The organism is Brevibacterium oceani (genome assembly GCF_017948325.1).
GTDB lineage: Bacteria > Actinomycetota > Actinomycetes > Actinomycetales > Brevibacteriaceae > Brevibacterium > Brevibacterium oceani.
In genome coordinates, this window is record NZ_CP072846.1 from 4,011,272 (window position 1) to 4,033,041 (window position 21,770).

Genomic DNA, 21,770 nt, shown 5'->3' on the forward strand with positions numbered 1-21,770 from the left:
ACCCATCGAACGGGTGTGGGTCCCGTTGTCGTTCGCGCTTCGGGGCGACTTCGCACTCAGATGCGGTCGAGGATCTCGGCGAGGTGCGCGGCGTCGATCTGACCCGGCGCCGAGGCCTCGCCGATCTGCGCGAATGTCGCGCAGCTGCCGAAGTCCGCGCCCATGATCCGGCTGGCTCGGCCCAGCTGACCCATCGAGATGCCGAGCACGGGGCATCCCAGTTCCTCCTGCGCCTCGGCGGTCGCGGCCAGCAGACGCGCAACATCGACCGGGGACCGCGGCATCATCGCCGCCTTCGCCACATCGGCACCCGCTTCGGCCATCCTGCGGAAGGTGGCCAGCAGGTCCTCTTCTGAGTCCGTGGACTCGAAGTTGTGATGAGAGGCGACGACCGGAATCCCGGCTTCGCGCGCCGCAGCGATGAGGGCATGAGACTCCGCCCGGTCGATCTCGATGTCGAGGGCGATGGGAACGGTGCCGGACAGTCCTGCGATGAGGTGCCGGACCACCTCGGCGTACTCATCCTCAGCGATATCGACCAGTCCGCCTTCGAACCCGGTGCGCAGCGTCACGAGCACCGGCAGACCGGCCGCGACGGCGTGCGGAAGCAGGGCCAGAACCGCCTCGGCGCGCGTCGCACCATCAGCGTCGCTGCCGGCAAGCAGAGGATCGATGCGCCATTCCACGACGTCGACGACGCCGGTCCGGGCCGCCTCGGCGCAATGGGAACTCAAGTCATCGGCATCGACGGCCTGAGTAGGCACGATGAGGGACGGACGCAGTGGATTGCGCACGGCGGGCGTACCTGCGGCAGGATTGAGAAACGGCAGAGGCAGCATGACTCAAGCGTAGGCGCTGTGCGGCGCGCGCAGGCAGGAGGACACAGGTGGAGACGCGGCAGGAGACCAGGATCAGCACTCGCGACGGATTCCCGCTCGCGGTCCAGGTCAGCGGCCCAGCCGAGGCTCCGGCACTGCTTCTGCTCCAGGGCCAGGCGAACTCGCACGAGTGGTGGGACGGCCTGCGCGAGGACTTCGAACCGCAGTTTCGCACGATCACCTTCGACTACCGCGGAACGGGCGGCAGCCGTGGGGAGCTCGGGAAGCTGTCGACCGCGAGCTTCGCCGCCGACGCCGCCGAGGTGCTCGACCACCTCGGCGTCGATCGCGCGTGTGTCTACGGCACCTCGATGGGCGGGCGGATCGCGCAGATGCTCACCCTCGACTTCCCTGAGCGGGTGAGCGCGCTCGTGCTCGGCTGCACGACCCCGGGCGGACCGCACTCGGTCAAGCGCCCGCGCGAGGTCGGGCAGAACCTTGCCCGCCTGCACGGCGAGGAGCACACCCGCTACCTATTCGGCCTCTTCTACACTCCCGCGTGGACGGTGTCCGCGAAGTACAGCAAACTGCTCGGCGATGATTCGATGACGGCCGCCGAATCCGCGGCCCACCTGCGCATCAGTGCGAGTCACAACGCGTGGGACCGCCTGCCCGAGATCACCGCGCCGACGCTGATCATCCATGGCGACGAGGACCGGATGAACCCGGTCGACAACGCCCGCATCCTGCATGAGCGCATCGCCGGTTCGCAGCTGCTCATCCAGCCGGAGGGACGGCATGGCTTCTTCGAGGAATTCGCCGAGGTGGTCACCCCAGCCGTCGCGCGTTTCCTCACCGAATCGCTCGGCATTTCCTCCTGAGCTTCCGCCGGCCCATCGGCCGGGCCTCCCTCCTGAGCTTCCGCCGGCCCATCGGCCGGGCCTCCCTCCTGAGCTTCCGCCGGCCCATCGGCCGGGCTATGATCGGCTTTCACAGAGAGTCGGACACCGTCGTCCGCATTCAGTGAGGCAAGGGCGCCTTTCGCAACAAAGATCGGCAGGGAATAACAAATCGAATAAGGGCACATCTACATGGCCCAAGCAATGTTTATAACAATCAAGTAACGCACACGCTTGTATCTTCGCAGGTCAGACGGGTAGTCAAGCTCGCCACTCCGCTCAACCGCACAAAACCTTCCGTCGAAAAACCTGAATAAAACTACAATGGGGAGTGAGAAATCCGTGCGCGGCGAGGCTGAAGTGCGATGAACCAGAGATCGCCATCGCCGAATCGCGAAACGGGGGTGAAGCCTCTCGTTCTTGCGGAGGGTCAAGAATGCAAGGAGGAAACGCGTGAGCGTTGTCAAAGCATCAAACGTGTACAAGGTCTTCGGCAAGCGCCAAAACGAAGTCGTCAAGCGACTCGAAGAGGGCGCCGACCGCGATGACCTGACCAAACTCGGAACTGCCGCGGTCATCGACGCGAGTTTCGAGGTCGAAGCCGGCGAGATCTTCGTCGTCATGGGCCTGTCGGGGTCCGGCAAGTCCACTCTCATCCGCACGCTCAATGGCCTGTGGCCGACCACCTCGGGATCGGTCGAGGTCCTCGGCACCGACATCGCGAAGATCGATGACGCTGCCCTGCGCAAGGTCCGCAGCGAGCACATCTCGATGGTGTTCCAGCACTTCGCTCTGCTGCCGCACCGCACGGTCCGAGACAATGCCGCCTATGCCCTCGAGATCCGGGGAGTAGCGAAGGCCGAGCGTGACAAGGCCGCCGACAAGTGGCTCAAGGCCGTCGGCCTCGAAGGCTGGGGTGACAAATTCCCCGAGCAGCTCTCCGGCGGTATGCAGCAGCGCGTCGGTCTGGCCCGCGCTCTGGCCGCAGAGACCGACATCCTGCTTATGGACGAAGCCTTCTCTGCGCTCGACCCGCTGATCCGCCGCGAAATGCAGGAACAGCTCGTCGAGCTCCAGTCGGAGCTGCAGAAGACCATCATCTTCATCACCCACGACCTCAATGAGGCGATGTTCCTCGGCGACCGGATCGCGGTCATGCGCAACGGCCGCATCGTCCAGGTCGGAACCCCGGAGGACATCCTCACCGATCCGGCCAACGACTACGTCGCGCAGTTCGTCCACGACGTCGACCGCGCCCGCGTGCTCACCGCCAACAACGTGATGGAGAAGGCACGCCAGACCGTCTCGAACCAGAACGGACCTCGGGTCGCCCTCCGCAGCATGCGGGAGAGCAACTCCTCCGCGATCTACGTCATGGATCGGCACCGGAAGTTCCTCGGCGTGGTCTACGACCGCGACTGCATCGACCACCTCCGCAAGGGCGGGACGACGCTGGACGAGATCATCAAGCCTGCCGCCCAGACGGCCTCTCCCGACGATCTGCTCATCGATCTCTTCCTGCCGTCCTCAGAGACTCCCCTGCCGGTGCCGGTGACCAACGACGACGGTCAGCTGGTGGGCGTGGTGCCCCGCGCAACCCTGCTGGCTGCCCTCGGCAATCAGAACGGCAACGACGAAGCGCCCCAGGAAGAGAGCGCTGCTGAATGGCCCGAACCTGTGGACTCCGGTCTCATCGATCAGGTCCTCGCCGAAACCGGTGATGCGACCGAAGCCGATGCCGCAAACGAAAGGGGTGCCCTCTGATGGAGAACATCCGTATTCCCGTCGGCACCTGGGTCGACTCCGCCTTCGACTGGCTCAAAGACAATGTCGCCTGGTTCTTCGATGCTGTGACCTGGCTATTCAGCCTGCTCATCGACATCCTCACGAATGTGCTCGTCGACCTCCATCCGCTGGTGATCATCCTCATCCTCGCACTGCTCGGCTGGGTCCTGCGGTCCTGGCAGATGGCCCTGGGCACAGTGATCACACTGTTCTTCATCATGACGATGGATCAGTGGGTGGCCTCGATGCAGACACTGGCGCTCGTCCTCATCGCTGCGATCATCGCCGTCATCGTCGCCATACCGGTCGGCATTCTCGCCGCGCGCAACGATACGGCCTCGACCATCATCAAACCGGTGCTCGACTTCATGCAGACGATGCCGGCCTTCGTCTACCTCATCCCGGCTGTGACCTTCTTCAGCATCGGCGTCGTGCCCGGCCTCGTGGCCACGGTGATCTTCGCTCTGCCTCCGGGTGTCAGGTTCACAGAACTCGGCATCCGCGGAGTGGATTCCGAGACGGTCGAAGCCGGACAGTCGTTCGGCGCGACTCCCGGACAGATCCTCCGCGGGGTCCAGCTGCCCTTGGCCACGCCGACGATCATGGCCGGCATCAACCAGGTCATCATGCTCGCCCTGGCCATGGCGGTCATAGCCGGCATGGTCGGCGCCGACGGACTCGGAAAGAACGTCGTCGAAGCGATCGCCACCCAGAACCTGCCGCTCGGCGTCGAGGCCGGCCTCGGCGTCGTCATCATCGCGGTCTATCTCGACCGCGTGACCGCGGCGCTGGGCAACGCCAAGGACTATCCGGCTTCGCTCGTCGCGGTCATGCGCCGCCGCAGCGCGAAGAACAAGGCTGCGGCCGCGACTGCCAAGGCGTGATCGCCCAAGCGTCGGGCACACATTCGGACAAGTCGACCACTAGAGAAAAGGAACACACAATGAAGAGAAGATTCCTCACCCCGATCGTCGCTGCAGTGGCAGCACTCGGCCTCGCTCTGACCGGGTGCTCCCAGGAAGCATCGAAGGACGACGGCAGCGGAGGCGGAGACAAGGGCGACATCAAGCTCGGCTACGTCACCGGCTGGACCGACGGTCAGAGCATCTCGCTCCTGCTCGAAGACCAGCTGGGCAAGATGGGCTACAACGTCGAGACCGAGACCTTCAGCGACGCCGCCGTCCTCTACGCCGGTGTCGCCAACGGCGACATCGACATCTATCCGTCCTCGTGGCCCGAGGTCACACACAAGCAGTACATCGACAAGTACGGCGACGACCTCGAGGACCTCGGCGCATACTACGACAATGCGGTGCTCACCATCGCCGTGCCGAAGTACATGAAGGACATCAACTCCATCGAAGACCTCAAGGGCAAGGGCAAGGACTTCGACGGCAAGATCGTCGGCATCGAACCCGGTGCCGGTCTGACCAAGGCCACGAAGGCGATGATTCCCGAATACGGTCTTGATGGCGAGTATAAACTCGTCACCTCGTCGACGGCCGCCATGCTCACCGAGCTCGGCAATGCCACCGACGCCGAGAAGGACATCGTCGTCACCCTGTGGCGTCCGTTCTGGGCCAACAACGAATACCCGGTCAAGGACCTCAAGGACCCGAAGGGTGCCATGGGTGATCCTGAGAAGCTTCACTTCACCGCCACCAAGGGCTTCGGCGAAGAGAACTCGGACGCCGCCGACTACATCGGCAAGATCAAGATGGATGACAAGCAGTACGGTGAGCTCGAGGACCTCGTCGTCAACAAGCACAAGGACGACGGCGAGAAGGCCATCACCGAATGGCTGAAGGCCAACCCCGACGCCTACGACGGCGAATTGACCGACGACGACAAGTGATCGGTTCGCCACGGCGATCATCGCGCTGAAGGAGAATTCGCGTTCTCCTCTCGGCGGTGACCGCCACATCTGACAGTGCCCTCCCGACTTCTCGGAGTCGGGAGGGCACTGTCGTCCGAATCGGCACTGTCGACAGGAAGGGCCCTGTCATCCGAAATAGCACCGTCTTCTGAAATGGACCGACGGCAGATGGGAGGAGCACCATGACGACGAGCTCCGTCACCCTCGACACCTTCGTCGGCTCGCTGACCGTGACCTGTGGCGTCAGCGCTGTCGTCGGCCTCGAATGGGCCACCCCCGCCGAGGCTGTCGGGCCTCCCGCTGCCCCCGACCCGGCCGGAATCGCAACCGTTCCACCCCGAAACGGAACCGACCCCACCGAACCGAGTGCGGACTCACCGACCGATTTCGACAATCCCCTCCTTAACGAGGCGGTCACTCAGCTGCGTGCCTACTTCGACGGCCGCCTCGGCGATTTCGATCTGCCGGTCGACTTCGGTCAGGTCTCGGACGTCGCCCGCACAGTGCTCACGACCCTGGCCGAACGAGTGCCGGCAGGCACGACCGTGACCTACGGCGAACTCGCGGAGGCAAGCGGCACAGGCATCCCAGCGCGCGCTGTCGGCGGGATCATGGGACTCAATCCGATTCCGATCATCGTCCCATGCCATCGGGTCGTCGCCGGTGACGGTCTCGGCGGGTATTCGGGTGGACTGCCGGGCCACGAACTCGAGACCAAGCGGCGCCTCCTCGAGTTCGAAGACGCCCTGCTGCGGCCGCTGTTCTGACCCGCTCGCGCCGGCGGCAGGAAGTCGACGGCAGTAGGTCGGCTGCAGGAAGTCGGCGGCAGGAAGTCGGCGGCAGGAAGCCGGCGGTGGGAAGTCGACGGTAGGAAGCCGACGGCAGTCATCGGAAGTCCGCGGCAGTAGGTCGGCTGCAGACATCGGAAGTCCGCGGTGACGGTCCACGCTCGGCAGAAACCACTGGAAGTCGGTTGAATAATGTGATTACATTGGCGTACCGGTATTTGTGATCACAAATTATTTCGCGCTCCATGTTCCTGCTCGAACCGCCGAAACCGCCAGCGTCGGCGGTGCCCCGCGTTCGAGCAGCCACCACGAAGAGGACACCGATGAAATCACGCACAATCACCTCACTCGTCGCCGCATGCGCGGCCTTGGGACTCGCCCTGAGCGGGTGCTCCCAGGAGGCGAGCAAGGACTCAGGTTCCGACGGCGACAAGGGAACGATCACGATCGGCTACATCTCCTCGTGGTCCGACAGCCGCAGCACCGCGTTCCTGCTCGAGGACCAGCTCGAGAAGCTCGGATACGATACCGAGCTGCAGTCGATGTCGGAGGCCGCGATCCTCTACGCAGGCGTCGCGAACGGCGATATCGACGTCTACCCGTCCGCATGGCCGGAGCGAACCCATAAGCAGTACATGGACAAGTACGGCGACAAGATCGAGGACATCAGCACCTACTACGACAAGGCGCAGAACACGATCGTCGTGCCCTCCTACTCGGACATCGATTCGATCGACGAGCTCAAGGACAACGCCGAGAAGTTCGACAGCAAGATCATCGGCATCGAGCCCGGAGCCGGTCTGACTGCCGTGACGAAGGATTCGATGATGCCGGCATACGGCTTGGACAAGGACTTCGAGCTCGTCACCTCGTCGACCCCGGCCATGCTCGCCGAGCTGGGCAATGCCATCGACGCGAAGGAAGACATCGTCGTCACCCTGTGGCGACCGTTCTGGGCGAACAACGCCTATGACGTCAAGGACCTCAAGGATCCGAAGAACGCCATGGGCGATCCCGAGAAGATGCACTTCCTCGGCGCCGACGGCTTCAGCGACGAGTTCCCCGAAGCATCCGAGCTCATCAAGGGGATCAAGCTCGATGACAAGACGTACGGTGAACTCGAGGACCTCATCGTCAATGAATACGACGAGGGGCAGGAAGGCGACGCCGTCGATCAGTGGATCAAGGACAACCCGTCGGCCTTCGATTCCGAGATCGCCGACTGAGCGTGCTGACTGGTCGGCGTTTGAGCTGAGCGAGCGATTGCGCTGAGCGGCCGGCTGATCGCATCACCGGGCAAGCCGCCGCGCTGAGCGGGCCGCTCCATCGAGCGGCCCGCCCTGCTCATTCACCCTTCGAACAGCTCCTGGCCGATGTAGCCCCCGTCCGAGGTTCCCGGCGGGATCGCCCAGACGGTCGACCCGATCGGGGTGGTCCACTCGTTGAGCAGGTCAACCTCGGCGAGGCGGCGCTGGATCGGCAGGAACTGCCGCTCGATATCGGCCTGGAAAGACGCGAACAGCAGCCCCGTGTCTCCTCCCGCACCGGTCTCGTAGTTGTAGGTGCGGCGGTGGACCTGCACCTCCGGGCCGAACCCGTCCCGAGCGCGAGCGATGTGCGCGGCCTTCGAGATCTTCGTCAGTCCCCGCTTGTCCACGGCGGTGAAGTCGGGGACGTCGAACTCGTCCGTGCCCGACAGCGGCGCACCGGTGTCCAGGGTTCGCCCGGTGGAGAACTCCCGGGCCGGCCGGTCGGCCTTGTCCCAGGTGTCGAGGTTCATTGCGATGTCGCGCAGCACGAGCGTCGTGCCGCCGTCCAACCACGGCGGCTGGTGTGATCCGAGGTCGGTCGGCGGCTCCCCGCGGGCCGAGTACACAGGGTCGGCCCTGTCTGTGCCTTGGCCCCAGATGATCCGCGCGAAGTCCTCGGACCCGGGCCCGGGATTGGCGGTGCCGTCGAGCTGACCGAAGAGGTTCCGCTGAGTCTTCCCCTCCCCCGTGGAACCATAGGCGCGGCGGAATCCCCCACGCTGCCAGGCCACCTCGGCGAAGGTCCGGGTGTCTTTGAACAGCATCCGGCGGGCATGAGCCACGGTCAGCGGGTCGTCGCCGCAGATCTGCAGGAGCAGATCGCCCGTGCACCGGTCCGGGTCGAGATCATCGATCCGGAACTTCTCCAGGGGTTTCAGCCAGTCCGGCACATGCTGCTTACCTGCCAAGGCGACGAGGCCCGGGCCGAAGCCGAAGGTCACGGTCAGCCGCGCGGGGTCGACGGTGAGTTCGGACTCGGAATCGGCCAACGGGGGTCTCCCCTGCGTCAGCGCGGCCGCATCCGCGGTGAGCAGTCGAAGCCAGCGGACCGCCTCGGCGGCCTTGATCCCCGGTTTCATCGTGAACGCGAGGAAGTGCGCGTGCGCTTGGGGTGGAGTTTCGACACCTGATTGATGGGTGCCGTAGAACGGCTCGACCTCTGCCCCGTTCGCTCCGTCCAGGTCTCGCCGAGGCTGCCCTCCCTCACCGTCGGATGCGCCGTTCGATCCCGGGCCGTACCGGCCGATGCCGAACCCGGCCGTCGCACCGACGAGTCCGGCACCGCCGGCGGCAGCCGCCGAGGTGATGAGACCTCGGCGGCTGAAGCCGGACCGCTCGGGCTCAGTGGTCACCGTGATCCCCGTGGTCGGACTCAGAGCCTCCGTGGTCGGAGTCAGCGTGGTCGGAGTCAGCGTGGTCGCTGCTCTCACCGTTGTCGCTGGACTTCTCGTCTCCGTCACCGTCGTGGCCACTGTCAGCCTCACCCGGTGCGTAGTCCTCCTGGGCACCGGAGTACTCCTTGGCCACTGCCGTGACCTCAGTGGTCTGGTCGTCGGCGGTGACGAGTTCGACGGTGATCTGCTCGCCGGGTTTGATCGCCTTCTTCAGGCCCATGATCATGATGTGATCGCCGCCGGGTTTGAGGCTGACGCTATTCCCTGCCGGGATGTCGAAGCCGCCCTTCTTCTCCTGCATCGACATTCCGCCCGATCCGTCCTCGGTCGTCTCGTGGAGCTGAACCATCTCCGCGTCCGAGTATTTCGCCTCGACGAGGTTGATGTCATGATCGGTGCTGTTGTGGAGTTCGCCGAAGACCGCCGTCATTCCGTCGTCGGCCGCTTTGACCCAGGCGTCGACGAGGCTGAGCCCCGCGGCCTCGACCTGGGATGAGGCGACCTCGCTCGGTTCGGACCCGGATGCCTGGGACTCGGACTGTCCGCAGCCGGAGAGGCCGAGCACGACGGCGATGGGCAGGGCAAAGGCCAGTGTGATGTTCTTTCGCATGATGTCTGCACTTTCGTCTTCTGGTGCAGTCGAGCATGGTTCGCATCGGCGCGGGCAGGGCCGGGTCGCTGCAGGCAGGTGCGCACGACACGTTGGCATGCGCCGCGACACGGGGAGCGGGGCACGTTCGCGTGTGCCGACCCGGCGGGGCGTGTTCGCGCGTGCCGACGCCGGCGGTCGCGATCGTCGTCGCCGCAGGGCGCATTATGCGCGGGCGGGATGCTCGACTGTCACCTCATGGTCGGCGGCCGCCTCTGCGTGGGCGGCCATCCGATGAGGAATGGTGTGCGGCGAGCCGTGTCGCCGCGGATGAGGTGTCAGACGAGTGCGGGCGGTCCGCGCCGATAGTTCGGACCCATCACCGCCGAGGTGACCGCCTGCGGGAGCCGGAACCGATCGCCGGGCGAACGGAACGGATGCTCGGCAAGGATGCCGGTCGCCTCGGCGAGAGCCTGCAGGGCGCCGATCACAGGGCCCAGGGCAAGCTGCAGGATGCTCAGGACGATGTCCTCACCGCGCTTGAGGATCACCGCTGTGATCGCGACGGCGACGATGTGGGCGAGGAGCATGCCCGTCGACGTGCCGCTGTGGCCGGCGTGCCCGAGCCCAGCCGCGGCAGAGCTGAGATCAAGCGACCCGGAGGCCGGAACGAGGTGTCCGGCGTGGGCGCCGACGGAACCATTCGCCGAGGTGGCGTGCGATGTCGCCCCGACGCCCGCCGAGGCGGCATGGCCGCTCGCGTGTCCGCCGGCCGCCCAGCCCATCGTCACGTGCATGAGCACCTGCCCGAGTCCGAGCAGAGCGGTCAGCGCGAGGTATCCGAGGCGTCGGCTGGCGAGGATCATCGCCGCCCACAGAACGAGGACGAAGACGATGCCGGTGCCGATCGGGGAGGCGCCGCCGCCCGCACCGACGTGCATGAGAAGCGCGAGGAGGGTGGTGATGAGGGCAGCGAAGAGAGCGCGCACGGACTTCGTCCATCCGGTCATGTTCCCTCCTTCACTCCGTCACCGAGGTTGCCCGCTGAGGTTGCCCGACTGGGTTCGTCTCACTGAGTCGGTGTGCACCTACGAGCGGTCACTGGTCGAGGGCTGAATGCACAGCCCCCTCACACATTCTACTCAGAGTAGAAGTCAGTGGAGCCACTCATCGCCGGAGCAGTGATAGGTATGCGACAGGCTTACATCCGCAGCCAGGTGTCGGCGGTCTTCTTGACCATGGCCCCGGCTTCCTCGGCGGCGGGCATCCAGTCAACGAGTTCACCCTTGGGACCGGTGGTGGAGTCGGAGAGCACGATGACGTCGAAGTTGCACACGAGAGCGGCCATCGCCGAGGCGTAGACGGCACCGGGAGCGTCGTCGCCGCCGGCGATGACGATGCGATCGACAGCCATGTCGTGGAGTCCTGCTGCGAGGTCGCTCACTCCCTCGAAGATATCGGGGTTGTCCGAGCGGAGGACGAGGTCCTCCTCGTCGGGTACGAAGATGCTCAGCTCCTCGTCCGGAGTGTCCGCGAGGTCCTCTTTCGTCGATGCGAAGATGAGCACCCCGCCTACGGCTCGCGTGCGGGTGACGATGTCGCCGAGGGTCTCCATGGCGTCATCGCTGGGGTAGCTGGCGTCGTCGGTGTCGATGAGGAGCAGGGCATCCATACCCCAATCGTGCCACGACGTGCGGATTCAGGCGAAGCGGGCTGCGCCGGCCTCGGGCTGGGCCGTGCTCGGGCCGTACCCGGCCGCGTCCATTTACGATCAAGACTCCTTGGTACATTTATCGAACAGACTCGAATCTGCTTTTATTCGCGTTAATTTTTTCGAATATACTATTGCTTTTATTTATATGTACGACTATGATTGGCATTACAACAACGACGTTGGTGAATGGATCGCTGAAGATGACTCTCACACCCGAAGACAAAGCCGAGGACGCCGCGGATCGCGGTGCCCACAAGGCTCCTCAGAGCAGCGGACATCCCCTGCTCGCCGATGAGGAGTGGGCAGATCTGACGCGCTTTGCACCCGAGGTCACCGAGGCGATCACCCATCTGATGGGCCTCAAGGACGGGCTGCGCAGCTTCGATCGCCCGATGGGACCCGACCAGGCGATCATGCTCGTCGACGGTGTCGAAGCACTCAGCCGCATCAACGATGCTCTCTCCACTCTTGCGCTCGCGGTCTGCGAGCGGGTCGGCACTCCCAGCGAGTACGGAGCGAAGTCCACCAAAGCCCTCATCGAGAATCGCCTCAACCTCAGCGGAGCCGAAGCTCACCGGCGCACCGAGATGGCCAAGAACCTCGGCGGCCGGGTCGACTTCACCGGTCAGGCTCTCCCGCCCCTCTACCCTCTCGTCGCCGAGGCGCTCCACGCCGGAACGATCTCTGCCGGTCAAGCGACCGTCATCGAGAGCTGCCTGAAGAAGGTCCCGGCATGGGCCGACCAGACAGTCCGCACGGACATTGAGAATCGATTGGTCACCAACGCCCCCAAGGTGCGTCTGAAAGACCTGCGGGCGATCTTCGATCGCCTCATGGGCCACATCGACCCCGACGGCAGCGAACCTCTCGAACCCACCGACCGGTCGAAGTACTGCGTGAATCTCAAGGCTCGCACCAACGGCGACTGGGAACTTTCCGGCCTGCTCGATCCGGTCGCCGGCGGCACGCTCAACGGTCTGCTGACCTCACGCATCCAGGCCGCCAAAGAGGCGGCCGAGGCAACGACAACCGCAACAGACGAAACACAGACTCCCGCCGAGTCCGACGACGAGCTGCTCGACATCGTCGACGCCGTCCTCTCCGGCGAGCGCCACGACGCGGTGAAGGTGCCCACCCCGGAGCTGCGCAATGCTTCAGGCGAGCGCCCCGCAGCCGACACACCCGGGATCGGTGTCCGCACCGACGGCAGCATCATCGACACGAGCGGCGAGCAGCCGTCCGTGCGCGAGTGGATCTACGAACGGTTCGCCGGTCTCGTCTCCACGATCGACAAACAGCGCACCACCGCGGGCGCTCCCTACGCCTTGGTCATCACAGCCAAGGCCGAGGACCTCGCGAAGGGAAAGGGCACTGCGACGACCGGCGCCGAAAACCCCGTCCCCATCAGGGAGCTCGCGACCAACGGCCTCAACGGGTCGGTGTTCTTCCATCTCATGAGCGATACTGCGAAGACCGTGCAGGTCGCTACTGAGCAGCGGTTCGCCAACCGCAAGCAGATCGCCGTCATCACCGCCCGTGACAGAGGCTGTACGTTCCCCGGATGTGATGCGCCGCCCGGATGGTGCGACGCCAACCATGTCGTCCCCCACAGCGCGGGAGGCAGGACTGACATCAACAATCTCGCGCTCACGTGTTCCTATCACCACCACCTGCTCGACCGCAGCGAGTGGGACACCCTCATGCTCCGCGACGGTCGACCGGCATGGAAACCTCCAGCCACGGTAGACCCTGCCCGCACACCGATCCTGCACCCCCGCTTCATCGCGGACGACATCGTCGACACGCTCTTCGACGATTAGCCCCGGCACCACGTTTCCAGGAGACAGCTGTGCCCGAAACGCCCTCCGCAGTGCCAGGCGCCAGCCGCGCACTCGGGCTCCACTTGGCTGCTCCGGGCCCCACTTGGCTGCTTCGAGCCGCACCCCGCTCGCATCGCGCCGCCCTCGGGCGCAATCAGCCCGTTCCCGACCGTTTCTATTCAGTCGCTGTACCAGGATCGCCGGATGCGCATGTCCGTCTCCAAGAGCAGAAGGTCCGCCGGCATCCCCGGTATGAGAAGCGCGGAACCGGACGCGAGGAGTTCGGTGCTGCCCTCTGCGAGCGACACTCCCAACGCCCGCAGCGGCACGAGGCTCGCGGCCCGCACGGCCTCGCTGGGGCTCAGCCCCACCTCGGCGACGGCGCGCCTGACGGCCCCGTCCATCGTCAAGGTGGACCCGGCGATCGACCCGACCGATCCGTCCGCGGTCACGAGCCTGGCCACGGAATCCTCGACGACCACAGGCAGCGAACCGAGCATGTACTCGCCGTCGCTCATCCCTGTCGCCGCCATCGCATCGGTGATGAGCGCGATGCGATCAGGCACCATCTCGTGCAGCATGCGCGCGACCGGGCTGACGACGTGGACGCCGTCGTTGATGAGTTCGAGCGTGACGTGCTCGTTCTCGGCCGCGGCCAGGATCGGCCCCGGCGCCCGATGATGGATTCCGGGCATAGCGTTGAATGCGTGCGTGAGTATGCTCGCGCCCGCCTCGAACCCCGCCGCTGTCAGCGCGTAGTCCGCTGCCGTGTGCCCGATGGCGACCCGCACCCCCGCCTCGGCGAACCGGGTGATCGCATCGAGCGCTCCAGGCAGTTCGGGGGCGATGGTGATCTGCGCGAGCGTCCCATCGGCGGCCTCGAGAATCGCCTCGACCGCCTCAGGAGTGGGCGCGGTGAGCACCTCGGGAGCGTGCGCGCCCTTGAAATCCGGGGACAGGAACGGGCCTTCGGCGTGCAGGCCGAGGACACCCGGGTGGCTGCGCGCGAGTTCGGCGCCGCTGCTCAGCGACCGGCAGAGCCCGTCGATCGTGTCCGAGACATACGACAGCGCGAGCGCGCGGGTGCCGTGCTCGCGGTGGACGGCGAGGATCGTCTCGATCCCGTCGGCGCCGTGCTCGGCGGCCGCGCCACCGGCACCATGGCAGTGGATGTCGACGAAGGCCGGGGACACGTATCCGCCCGCCGCGTCGATGACCTCGACCCCCGCCGAGGCGGCCGCGTCCTTCCAGCCGTCCCCGCGGCCGCGATCGATGATCGTTCCCCGACCGAACGCGATCCATGTGTCCGCGGGTGCGCCGGTGGAGGGCTCGACCGCACCGTCGAGGATGTGCGCATCGTGGATGACCACCTCGGCGGGGGCGTCCGCACGACCTTTGATTCCCGCTTCAGCGGGGATGTGCACACGACTCTCGGGTCCCGCCTCGATCGGTGCGTCCGTACGCTGTCCTGGCAGGATCATCGGCTCTCACCCAGCGGTGCGAGTTCGACGTCATAACCGGCTGCGGTGAGTTCCTCTCGGTCATCATCGCCGAGGTGGTCATCGGTGATGATCGCCTCAAACACGTCGGTGCCCCCGACGGTGGCGAAGGCCTTCCGCCCGTACTTCGAGGAGTCCGCGACGACGACGGCATGGTCAGCGCGTTCGGCCATCAGCCTGTTGACGTACGCTTCGTCCTCATTGGCGGTCATTCCGCCCGAGGCGGCGGACATGGCGTGGACGCCGACGAACGCGACGTCGAGCCAGATGCTGCGCAGCACACTGTCGACGAAGGAGCCGACGAGTTCGAAGCTCGAGGTGTTGATGACCCCACCGCAGACGATGACCTTGAGATTCGGATGAATGGCGAGCTTGTTGGCGATGTCGACGGCGTTCGTGACGATCGTCAGGTCGGCGAGCAGGTCATCACGCTGGCTGAGCGCATCGGCGACCATGAACGTCGTGGTGCCGCCCGACAGGCCGACGATCGATCCGGGGGTGATGCGGTCGACGGCGGCTCGTGCGATCGCGGCCTTGGCTTCGGTGGCGGCGGCTTCCTTGTAGCGCAGGGACAGTTCGTAGTCGACGGAACGGCGGGTGGCCCCGCCGTGAGTGCGTTCGACGAGGCGGCGCTGCTCGAGCAGGTCGAGATCGCGGCGGATCGTGGCCACGGAGACCTCGAGTTCGTGGCTGAGGGCCTCGACCCCGACCGTGCCCTCGTGGTCGAGTTTCGACAGGATCGCGTCGAGTCGATCTTCACGCGTGCTCATAGGCCAACTTTCCGTCGTGGGCCGGAGTTTGGCAAGCGCGGCTCATGCTCCGGTCCCACCGCTCGGCGAACGGCGCACCTGATCGTCGGCTCCTCCGGCAGCCCCGCCCGCGGGTCCGGCAACGCCACCGCCGGACAGGAGGGTGATGAGACGGGCCACCTCGGCGGCGAAGGCCTCCCGGGCCGGGCCGAGGTACTTTCGGGAGTCCACGAGCGCCGGGTCGGTGTCGAGGATTCCGCGCAGCCGTTCGGTGAAGACCCTGTTGAGGTGGGTGGAGATGTTGATCTTGCGCATCCCGGCGGCGACAGCGCGACCGATCTCGTCATCGGGGACCCCGGAGGAACCGTGCAGAACCAGGGGCACGGGCAGTGTCTCTGCGAGGACCGCGATGAGGTCGAGGTCGAGGCGGCTGGTGCGCTCCACCATCGCATGGGAGCTGCCGACGGCGACGGCGAGCGCGTCGACGCCGGTCGCGGCCACGAAGTCCGCGGCCTCGCTCGGGTCGGTGCGCACCCCGGGCGCATGGGCGCCGTCCTTGCCGCCGATCTCGCCGAGTTCGGCCTCGACGGCGACTCCACCGGCATGGGCGCGGCGGACCACCTCGGCGGTGGTGGCGACATTCGCATCGAAGTCGAGGTGGGCGCCGTCGTACATCACGGAGTCGAAGCCGAGGTCGATTGCCTCGGCGACGAGTTCGGGATCCGTGGCGTGGTCGAGGTGCACGGCGATCGGGGCGTTTGCGGACTCAGCGATGCTCAGTGTTGCGCGGGCGATCGGGGCCAGCCGGCCGTGGTACTTCACGCAGTTCTCGGAGATCTGCATGATCGTCGGGAGACCTGCCGCTTCCGCGCCGGCGGCGATCCCTTCGGCGGATTCGATGTGGATGACATTGAAGGCACCGACCGCAGAGGGACCGGCGAGCGCCGGTGGCGCGGCGGCGGAAGCCGAGGTCGGCAGAGGGGTGACGCCATCGTGCAGAAGGTCGATCGTGGCGGCTTTCGTCATGGTCTCATTCTCCGGGATTGTCGGTAGGTGAGGGGTGGCCGGCGGGTGCGGGGTGGGTGGTCGGTGCTTGGCGCTCCTCTGGGGCCGACGAAGTCGGCTCGGCGGGTGCCATGATCTGCACGCGATCGCGCAGAGCCCTCCAGCTCCCGTGGATCGCACCGGCTTGGGGCATGAGCACCGCGGAGGCCGAGATCGCGACAGCGTCGGTGAGGATGGACTCGACCTCGACATCGGTGAGGCTCGCGTCAGCGCTGTTGAGGCTCACGGCTGAATCGTCGAGGCTCGCGTCGGCGGCCCGAGACGCCGCAGAATCGTCGGTGCAAGTGGCTTCCCGCGACTGTGAGCCAGTGCCCTCGGCCAGGCGGCTGAGCAGTGCCGCCACCACGGCGTCGCCGGCACCCGTCGGATTCCCCTGCACCGGCTGGTCGAGTTTCGCCGCCGACCGCAGCCCCGTCCGGTCGATGAGCACGAGCCCCGCTTCACCTCGAGAGGCAAGCACGGCTCCCGCCCCCGCCGCGATGAGGGCACTGGCGCCCCTGACCTGGAAGTCCGTAGCCATGCCCGCAGAACCGACGTCGACGACGTCGTCCTCCGGCCGTGCACCCACGCGCGTCTGGTCGCTGCCCGTGGGCGTTGCGTCGGCTGCGGCGAGTTCGGCGAGTTCCTCAGTGTTGGGTTTGAGCCAGTCGGCTCCGGCCTTCGCCGCTGTGATCAGTGCCGGCCCCGAGGTGTCGACGACGACGGAGACCCCGGAGGCATGCGCATCGGCGACGATACGATCGACGAACCCCTCCGGCAGATCCACGGGAGTCGAACCCGAGATCGCCAGCGCCCTCACCTGCGGTTCGACGAGTCGTGAGCGCAGCTTCTCTTCGATCTGCTCCCACAACTCGACCGGGTGTTCGGAGGCGCGTTCGTTGAACAGGGTGGCGCGACCGGAGGACTCGACGAGTGCGTAGCTGCGGCGCAGTCGCGCCGGAGTCGGCGTCAGGTCCCACACCAAGTCGTAGGTCGGGCCGGCGGCCTCCGGCCAGTCCGTGGTATTCACCGGACCCTGCACATAGACGGACCGATCGAGCGCGGCGAGGACTCGCGCGACGTTGATCCCTTTCCCGCCGAGACGGCCGCCGGCCTGCGCGACCCGATGCGAGGTGCCGAGATCGATCGCCTCCACATCGATGGTGAGGTCGCGAGCAGGGCTGAGCGTGAGGGTGACGACTTGCGGTGCACGGCTCGTCTCACCGCCGGCCATCGAGCCGCACTCACGCTCGTACCGGTTGCCGTCGCGGCCGGCACCGGACACATCCGCCGCCCCGCCGGTCATCGTCGTTCCCTGGTGAGTTGACCGGCCCTGGTGAGCAGGCCGGCCCTGGTGAGCAGGCCGGCGCCGATGAGTCCGGCGACCGGACCGAGCCCGGCCGTGCGGATCTCCGGTTCGCGGTGGAACCTCAGCCGAGTGCGCATCGCGGCGGTCACTGCGGGAATGAGTTCAGCGGCACCGCTCAGACCTCCCCCGAGGACGATCGCCGACGGAGCGGTGATCGTCACGAGCTGGGCACACATGGCGCCCAGGGCATCGGCCGCCTCGGCGAACACCTCAGCAGCGACCGCGTCGCCCGAGCGCATCGCCTCGAGCACCTCACGCGCCCCGCCGGCATCCCGACCGCTGCGCTCCGCGTACCGACGGGCGATCGCGGCCGCCGAAGCGATGAGCTCCACGGGCCCCTTGAACCGCCCTTCGGCGATGTCGACAGCGACCTCGAGGAAGCCGAGCTCACCGGCATATCCCCCGGACGAGACCATCCGGCCCTCGACCTGCATGGCACCGGCGATGCCCGTGCCGATGGTGACGAGTGCGGCATCGGCGGGCATCGATGCCGCGAACTCGAACTCCGCCCGACCGGCCGCGCGCACATCATGGCCGAAGACGACCTCACAGCCGAGCGACCGAGCGAGCAGATCCGCCATGGGTACATTCCGCCAGCCGAGGTTCGCCGAGTACACCGCGGTTCCCGTGGCCTCCTCGACGATGCCCGGCACGACCACGGCTGCCGTCGCGACCGTCAGTTCGGGGTGCGCTTCCGCGAGGTCATCGCGCAGTGCCGCGACCGCCTCGACGACCGCCTCTTCCGGGGCGCGCCCACCGGCAGTCCCCTCCGGGGCGCGAGCACCGGCAGTCCCCTCCGGGTCAGGCACGGGAGCGGTCCCAGCGATGGCAGGCTCAGGTGCGACCCCCGCCGAGGCGGCTGCAGGCGTGGATGCGGTGCGGGCATCGACGAGGGCGCCGTCCGAGTCGAACAGCCCCGCCTTGAGCCCCGTACCGCCGACGTCGACGGCCAGGGCAATGGGGCCGGTACCGAGACTGAGGGCTCCGGCCACGTTCATGATCTCGGTGCGGGTTGTCATCCCTCGAGGACGACCGAGCGGGTCAGCGATCGGGGATTGTCCGGGTCGACGCCGAGGCGGCGAGCGCGCATGAGCGCCACTGCGTGGAGACGGACGAGATCGGCCAGAGGATCCCGGTCGGCCTGTTCGAAGCGAGCTCCGGTGGCCTCGACCTGAGCCGCGAGTCCCTCCGGCGCTCGGCCGAACTGCCAGCTCACTCGCCCCGGAGCGGCGATCGCAATCGGTCCGTGCCGATACTCCATGGACGAATAGGACTCCGTCCAGGCCTGAGCGGATTCGCGCAGCTTGAGCGCCGCCTCGTTCGCCAACCCCCAGGTCCACCCCATCCCGAGGAAGCTGTACTGCTCGGCGGTGAGGAGCCCGTCGTCGATGAGCGTCTCATCGGCCGTCGTGAAGTCGGCGTCGATTCCATCGAGCACGGTCCGGGCATCCGCGATGGCCGCCTCGAGCTCAGCATCCTGGCCGAGCCACGACCGCATCGCCACGATCGCCGAGGTGCCGAAGCGGGTCTGGACGACCGAGCGCTCATCGGCGAAGTCGAGCCCGACGACATGGCTCGAGGCTTCCCCGATCGGAGAGTCCGCGACCCCGAGCACGGAGGTCACCGGCGTCGAACCGGCGAGCTGCTCGAGTGCGGCCGCCACCTCGGTGGTGGTGCCGGACCGGGAGATCGCGACGATGCGGTCATAGCGGCGCCCGGTGGGGAATTCGCTGGCCGTGAAGGCGTCCGTCTCCCCCTTGCCGAGGCTCTCACGCAGGGACGCGAAGACCTGCGCCCCGAACCACGAGGTGCCGCAGCCGATGACTGCGATCCGTTCCCCGTCCTGCGGCAGCGCCGAGGTTGCCGCCGGCGTCTCGAGGACGCGCTGCCAGATGTCGGGCTGACTGCGCAGCTCCGCTTCCATGAACCGGCCGAGCTCGGACATCAATCACACTCCTGATCGAAACTTTCACTAATCAATCACAATAATGACATATTTCCCGCTTCAGCGATAGATAATCTGTGCGATCTGTCGGCAAGTCGATCATTCCCATGACCGTTCAGCACTGATTCCGATCATGCTGATGCTCAGCCCAGGGTGCGGACACGGTTCGCCTCGATCCCGAGCACATGCGCATCGAGGAAGGCCAGCACAGTGCGGTACCAGACCTCGGCATTGCCGCGGCCGAGGATCCAGTGCCCCTCATCCGGGTAGTAGAGGTACCGGTGCTGCGTGTCTCCGTCGGCGTCGAGCGGGGTCTTCGCCTGCGTCAGCAGATCCAGCCACAGCTCCTGCCCCTGCCCGATCGGCACCCGATAGTCCTTGTCTCCGTGGATGACGAGCATGGGGACTTCGATCTCGCCGGCGAAGAGGTGCGGAGAGTATTCCGCCGCCTGCTCGCGCATCGCCTGGTCCCAGGACGAGTTGTCCGTGGTCCGGCCCATCGAGGTGGTGTTCCACAGGGAGGCATGGGTGACGATGCATTTGAACCTGCTGCCCGTATGTCCCGCGACCCAGTTCGCCATGTACCCGCCGTACGAACCGCCGGCCAGGGCGATGCGCTCATCGTCGATGTCGGCCCGCTGCCCGGCCGCCTCGGTGAGCGTCATGATGTCGGTGAAGGGAGTGCCGCCCAGCTGCTGCTGACCGCGGTCGATCATCGCCTGGCCGTACCCGGTCGAGATCGCCGGATCCGGCAGCAGCACGGCATAGCCGGCAGCGGCGAAGGGACCGGGATTCCACCGGTAGGTCCACGCGTTCCACGACCCCCAGGGTCCGCCGTGGGCGAAGACGACGAGCGGGTGCGGCCCCTCCCCCTCGGGCAGGACCAGCCATGCACGGATCGGGGTTCCGTCCTCGGCGCGGACCTCCACCTCGGTGAGGGTTCCCTCCTCGTCGAGGACGGTCGCCGGGTTCGCGAGTTCGCTGATGACGCCGGTCTCGAGGTCGATCGAGACCGGCAGGGGCGCGACATCGATCGCCGAGGCGGTCGCCACGACCGTGTCCCCGCGCAGTGCGAGTCCCGAGAACGCATACTTCTGGTCGATGCCTCCGACGAGGCGCTTCGGCTCGGCATCGTCGAGTCCGCCGATGAAGACGCTGCCGCGTCCGTGATCGTCGGCCGTGGCCACGATCGTCGAATCATCGACCCAGATGGGGGAGAACCAGAAGTCTGCGTCGGGCCACACCGGTTCCAGCTCGGCCGTTTCGAGATCGAGGACCATGAGCTCGACTGCGAGGTTGGCCCGAGGAGTCCAGAACTGTTGGCGGCTGACCAGAGCTTTCGTCCCGTCGGGGCTGATGGCTTCGATGCCGAACCCGTGGTCGGCGGACGGTTTCGTCAGCCGGTGCAGTTCGGGTTCGCCTTCGAGGTCGACGCGCCAGATCTCGCTGGCTTCGAGCTGGCCGGGGATCGGCTTCTCCAGTTCGACCAGGACGAACCGTGCTTCGTCGTCGACGGCCCAGTCGACGAGCCGTCCGCTCGGCAGCGACAGGTAGCGGAAGTCGAGGCCGGCAGGAACGCTCAGTTCGTCGGTGACCTCGGGGAAGTCGGCGCCGGACTGGTCGAGCTTCGCCACGGCCAAGGTCTGTCGGCCCGGTCCCAGGTCGTGGTCCCACCGGCGGACGGGGAATCCGGTGTGGAGGATGCCGCTGACCTTCGCCTCGCTGCGTTCGGTGCTGAATTCCTGGTGGTCGGACTCATCGGCGGCCCAGGTGTGGACGGGGAAGTCGACGATGAGGGTCTCGCCCTTGATCTCGATACGAGAGAATCCGCCCTCGTGGTCGGCGAGTTTGCGGGCCTCGCCGGTGTCCGGCAGCGCCCAGAGGCTCGGGCTCTCGGCGTCTTTGCCGTCCTCGCCCTTCCGCTTCGAGGCGAAGACGATCGTCCCGTCGTCGCTCAGCGCGGCCGGCCCGATCGACTGGGCACCGCGAGTGAGGCGGCGGGCCTCTTCGCCGCCGATGTCGGCGAGGTGGGTGAGGGAGGTGCTGCCTTCGGAGTCGAGGAATGAGTAACTGGCGATGACGCGGCCGTTCTGGTTCGTCAGGAGACCTTGCAGGCGGCGGGCGTCGAGGAGTCTGGTCACAGCGTCGTGGGTCGTCATCGTCCCATCCTA

At 66.5% G+C, this 21,770-nt stretch carries 19 protein-coding genes; 7 read left to right on the forward strand and 12 right to left on the reverse strand.

Features of this window, described 5'->3' with window-relative positions:
* Window positions 1-56 precede the first annotated feature (56 nt).
* Window positions 57-839: a type I 3-dehydroquinate dehydratase gene (gene aroD / locus J9314_RS17790; protein ID WP_210603631.1), complete on the reverse strand. Its 783-nt coding sequence runs from the start codon at window positions 837-839 to the stop codon at window positions 57-59.
* Window positions 840-886: 47 nt separating this feature from the next.
* On the opposite strand from aroD, the gene J9314_RS17795 reads away from it, so the two are divergent.
* The 6 genes from J9314_RS17795 (at window position 887) to J9314_RS17820 (ending at window position 7,392) form a co-directional block, all read left to right on the forward strand.
* Window positions 887-1,699, forward strand: coding sequence for an alpha/beta fold hydrolase (locus tag J9314_RS17795; RefSeq protein WP_210603632.1), 813 nt, complete (start codon window positions 887-889; stop codon window positions 1,697-1,699).
* Window positions 1,700-2,170: 471 nt separating this feature from the next.
* Window positions 2,171-3,481 carry a quaternary amine ABC transporter ATP-binding protein gene (locus tag J9314_RS17800; protein WP_181275098.1) on the forward strand — a complete coding sequence of 437 codons (1,311 nt, stop codon included), beginning with the start codon at window positions 2,171-2,173 and terminating at the stop codon, window positions 3,479-3,481.
* Entirely contained in the window at window positions 3,481-4,386 is a 906-nt protein-coding gene (locus J9314_RS17805; RefSeq protein WP_181275099.1) for an ABC transporter permease, read from the forward strand. Before J9314_RS17800 ends, J9314_RS17805 begins: the two co-directional genes overlap by 1 nt.
* A 59-nt stretch (window positions 4,387-4,445) precedes the next feature.
* On the forward strand, window positions 4,446-5,357 hold the full coding sequence (locus J9314_RS17810; protein ID WP_210603633.1) for a glycine betaine ABC transporter substrate-binding protein: 912 nt from the start codon (window positions 4,446-4,448) through the stop codon (window positions 5,355-5,357).
* 203 nt (window positions 5,358-5,560) lie between these two features.
* Window positions 5,561-6,145 (forward strand): methylated-DNA--[protein]-cysteine S-methyltransferase, encoded by a 585-nt coding sequence (locus J9314_RS17815; protein ID WP_210603634.1) that lies wholly within the window; start codon window positions 5,561-5,563, stop codon window positions 6,143-6,145.
* 344 nt (window positions 6,146-6,489) lie between these two features.
* A complete protein-coding gene (locus tag J9314_RS17820; protein ID WP_210603635.1) occupies window positions 6,490-7,392 on the forward strand; it encodes a glycine betaine ABC transporter substrate-binding protein in 903 nt (300 codons plus the stop codon).
* Window positions 7,393-7,514: 122 nt separating this feature from the next.
* Here the strand turns inward: J9314_RS17820 and J9314_RS17825 are convergent, their stop codons facing one another.
* The 4 genes from J9314_RS17825 to J9314_RS17840 all read right to left on the reverse strand — a co-directional run bounded on the left by J9314_RS17825 (window position 7,515) and on the right by J9314_RS17840 (window position 11,131).
* Window positions 7,515-8,828, reverse strand: a complete 1,314-nt coding sequence (locus J9314_RS17825) for a Dyp-type peroxidase (RefSeq protein WP_246490488.1) — start codon at window positions 8,826-8,828, stop codon at window positions 7,515-7,517.
* Entirely contained in the window at window positions 8,818-9,480 is a 663-nt protein-coding gene (locus tag J9314_RS17830) for a copper chaperone PCu(A)C (protein ID WP_210603636.1), read from the reverse strand. Before J9314_RS17830 ends, J9314_RS17825 begins: the two co-directional genes overlap by 11 nt.
* A 317-nt stretch (window positions 9,481-9,797) precedes the next feature.
* The gene (locus J9314_RS17835; RefSeq protein ID WP_210603637.1) at window positions 9,798-10,469 is read right to left on the reverse strand and encodes a hypothetical protein; all 672 of its coding nucleotides are present in this window, start codon (window positions 10,467-10,469) and stop codon (window positions 9,798-9,800) included.
* Between the two features lie 191 nt (window positions 10,470-10,660).
* Window positions 10,661-11,131 carry an isochorismatase family protein gene (locus J9314_RS17840; RefSeq protein ID WP_181275105.1) on the reverse strand — a complete coding sequence of 157 codons (471 nt, stop codon included), beginning with the start codon at window positions 11,129-11,131 and terminating at the stop codon, window positions 10,661-10,663.
* Between the two features lie 242 nt (window positions 11,132-11,373).
* Here J9314_RS17840 and J9314_RS17845 point away from each other — a divergent pair, with 242 nt between their 5' ends.
* On the forward strand, window positions 11,374-12,993 hold the full coding sequence (locus tag J9314_RS17845) for an HNH endonuclease signature motif containing protein (protein ID WP_246490489.1): 1,620 nt from the start codon (window positions 11,374-11,376) through the stop codon (window positions 12,991-12,993).
* Between the two features lie 179 nt (window positions 12,994-13,172).
* Here J9314_RS17845 and J9314_RS17850 read toward each other — a convergent pair whose 3' ends face one another.
* From J9314_RS17850 to J9314_RS17880, 7 genes are all read right to left on the reverse strand, one after another.
* Complete coding sequence (locus J9314_RS17850; RefSeq protein WP_210603639.1) at window positions 13,173-14,474, reverse strand: N-acetylglucosamine-6-phosphate deacetylase; 1,302 nt, start codon at window positions 14,472-14,474, stop codon at window positions 13,173-13,175.
* Window positions 14,471-15,262, reverse strand: a complete 792-nt coding sequence (locus tag J9314_RS17855; RefSeq protein ID WP_181275108.1) for a DeoR/GlpR family DNA-binding transcription regulator — start codon at window positions 15,260-15,262, stop codon at window positions 14,471-14,473. The genes J9314_RS17850 and J9314_RS17855 overlap by 4 nt, the downstream gene beginning before the upstream one ends.
* A 42-nt stretch (window positions 15,263-15,304) precedes the next feature.
* Complete coding sequence (locus tag J9314_RS17860) at window positions 15,305-16,267, reverse strand: class II fructose-bisphosphate aldolase (protein WP_210603640.1); 963 nt, start codon at window positions 16,265-16,267, stop codon at window positions 15,305-15,307.
* A 4-nt stretch (window positions 16,268-16,271) separates the two neighbouring features.
* Window positions 16,272-17,591, reverse strand: coding sequence for a 1-phosphofructokinase family hexose kinase (locus J9314_RS17865; protein ID WP_210603641.1), 1,320 nt, complete (start codon window positions 17,589-17,591; stop codon window positions 16,272-16,274).
* Window positions 17,588-18,673: an ROK family protein gene (locus J9314_RS17870; RefSeq protein ID WP_210603642.1), complete on the reverse strand. Its 1,086-nt coding sequence runs from the start codon at window positions 18,671-18,673 to the stop codon at window positions 17,588-17,590. Before J9314_RS17870 ends, J9314_RS17865 begins: the two co-directional genes overlap by 4 nt.
* Window positions 18,670-19,599 (reverse strand): SIS domain-containing protein, encoded by a 930-nt coding sequence (locus tag J9314_RS17875; RefSeq protein WP_210603643.1) that lies wholly within the window; start codon window positions 19,597-19,599, stop codon window positions 18,670-18,672. The genes J9314_RS17870 and J9314_RS17875 overlap by 4 nt, the downstream gene beginning before the upstream one ends.
* Before the next feature lie 143 nt (window positions 19,600-19,742).
* Window positions 19,743-21,758: a S9 family peptidase gene (locus J9314_RS17880; protein ID WP_210603644.1), complete on the reverse strand. Its 2,016-nt coding sequence runs from the start codon at window positions 21,756-21,758 to the stop codon at window positions 19,743-19,745.
* Window positions 21,759-21,770 lie beyond the last annotated feature (12 nt).

What these genes read in the sequence shown, in the direction of transcription:
- J9314_RS17875 (WP_210603643.1), bottom strand. Translation starts at nt 19,599, where the DNA reads ATGTCCGAGCTCGGCCGGTTCATGGAAGCGGAGCTGCGCAGTCAGCCC.
- J9314_RS17820 (WP_210603635.1), top strand. Translation starts at nt 6,490, where the DNA reads ATGAAATCACGCACAATCACCTCACTCGTCGCCGCATGCGCGGCCTTG.
- J9314_RS17805 (WP_181275099.1), top strand. Translation starts at nt 3,481, where the DNA reads ATGGAGAACATCCGTATTCCCGTCGGCACCTGGGTCGACTCCGCCTTC.
- J9314_RS17830 (WP_210603636.1), bottom strand. Translation starts at nt 9,480, where the DNA reads ATGCGAAAGAACATCACACTGGCCTTTGCCCTGCCCATCGCCGTCGTG.
- J9314_RS17855 (WP_181275108.1), bottom strand. Translation starts at nt 15,262, where the DNA reads ATGAGCACGCGTGAAGATCGACTCGACGCGATCCTGTCGAAACTCGAC.
- J9314_RS17860 (WP_210603640.1), bottom strand. Translation starts at nt 16,267, where the DNA reads ATGACGAAAGCCGCCACGATCGACCTTCTGCACGATGGCGTCACCCCT.
- J9314_RS17845 (WP_246490489.1), top strand. Translation starts at nt 11,374, where the DNA reads ATGACTCTCACACCCGAAGACAAAGCCGAGGACGCCGCGGATCGCGGT.
- J9314_RS17865 (WP_210603641.1), bottom strand. Translation starts at nt 17,591, where the DNA reads ATGACCGGCGGGGCGGCGGATGTGTCCGGTGCCGGCCGCGACGGCAAC.
- J9314_RS17850 (WP_210603639.1), bottom strand. Translation starts at nt 14,474, where the DNA reads ATGATCCTGCCAGGACAGCGTACGGACGCACCGATCGAGGCGGGACCC.
- J9314_RS17815 (WP_210603634.1), top strand. Translation starts at nt 5,561, where the DNA reads ATGACGACGAGCTCCGTCACCCTCGACACCTTCGTCGGCTCGCTGACC.
- J9314_RS17880 (WP_210603644.1), bottom strand. Translation starts at nt 21,758, where the DNA reads ATGACGACCCACGACGCTGTGACCAGACTCCTCGACGCCCGCCGCCTG.
- J9314_RS17840 (WP_181275105.1), bottom strand. Translation starts at nt 11,131, where the DNA reads ATGGATGCCCTGCTCCTCATCGACACCGACGACGCCAGCTACCCCAGC.
- aroD (WP_210603631.1), bottom strand. Translation starts at nt 839, where the DNA reads ATGCTGCCTCTGCCGTTTCTCAATCCTGCCGCAGGTACGCCCGCCGTG.
- J9314_RS17870 (WP_210603642.1), bottom strand. Translation starts at nt 18,673, where the DNA reads ATGACAACCCGCACCGAGATCATGAACGTGGCCGGAGCCCTCAGTCTC.
- J9314_RS17810 (WP_210603633.1), top strand. Translation starts at nt 4,446, where the DNA reads ATGAAGAGAAGATTCCTCACCCCGATCGTCGCTGCAGTGGCAGCACTC.
- J9314_RS17835 (WP_210603637.1), bottom strand. Translation starts at nt 10,469, where the DNA reads ATGACCGGATGGACGAAGTCCGTGCGCGCTCTCTTCGCTGCCCTCATC.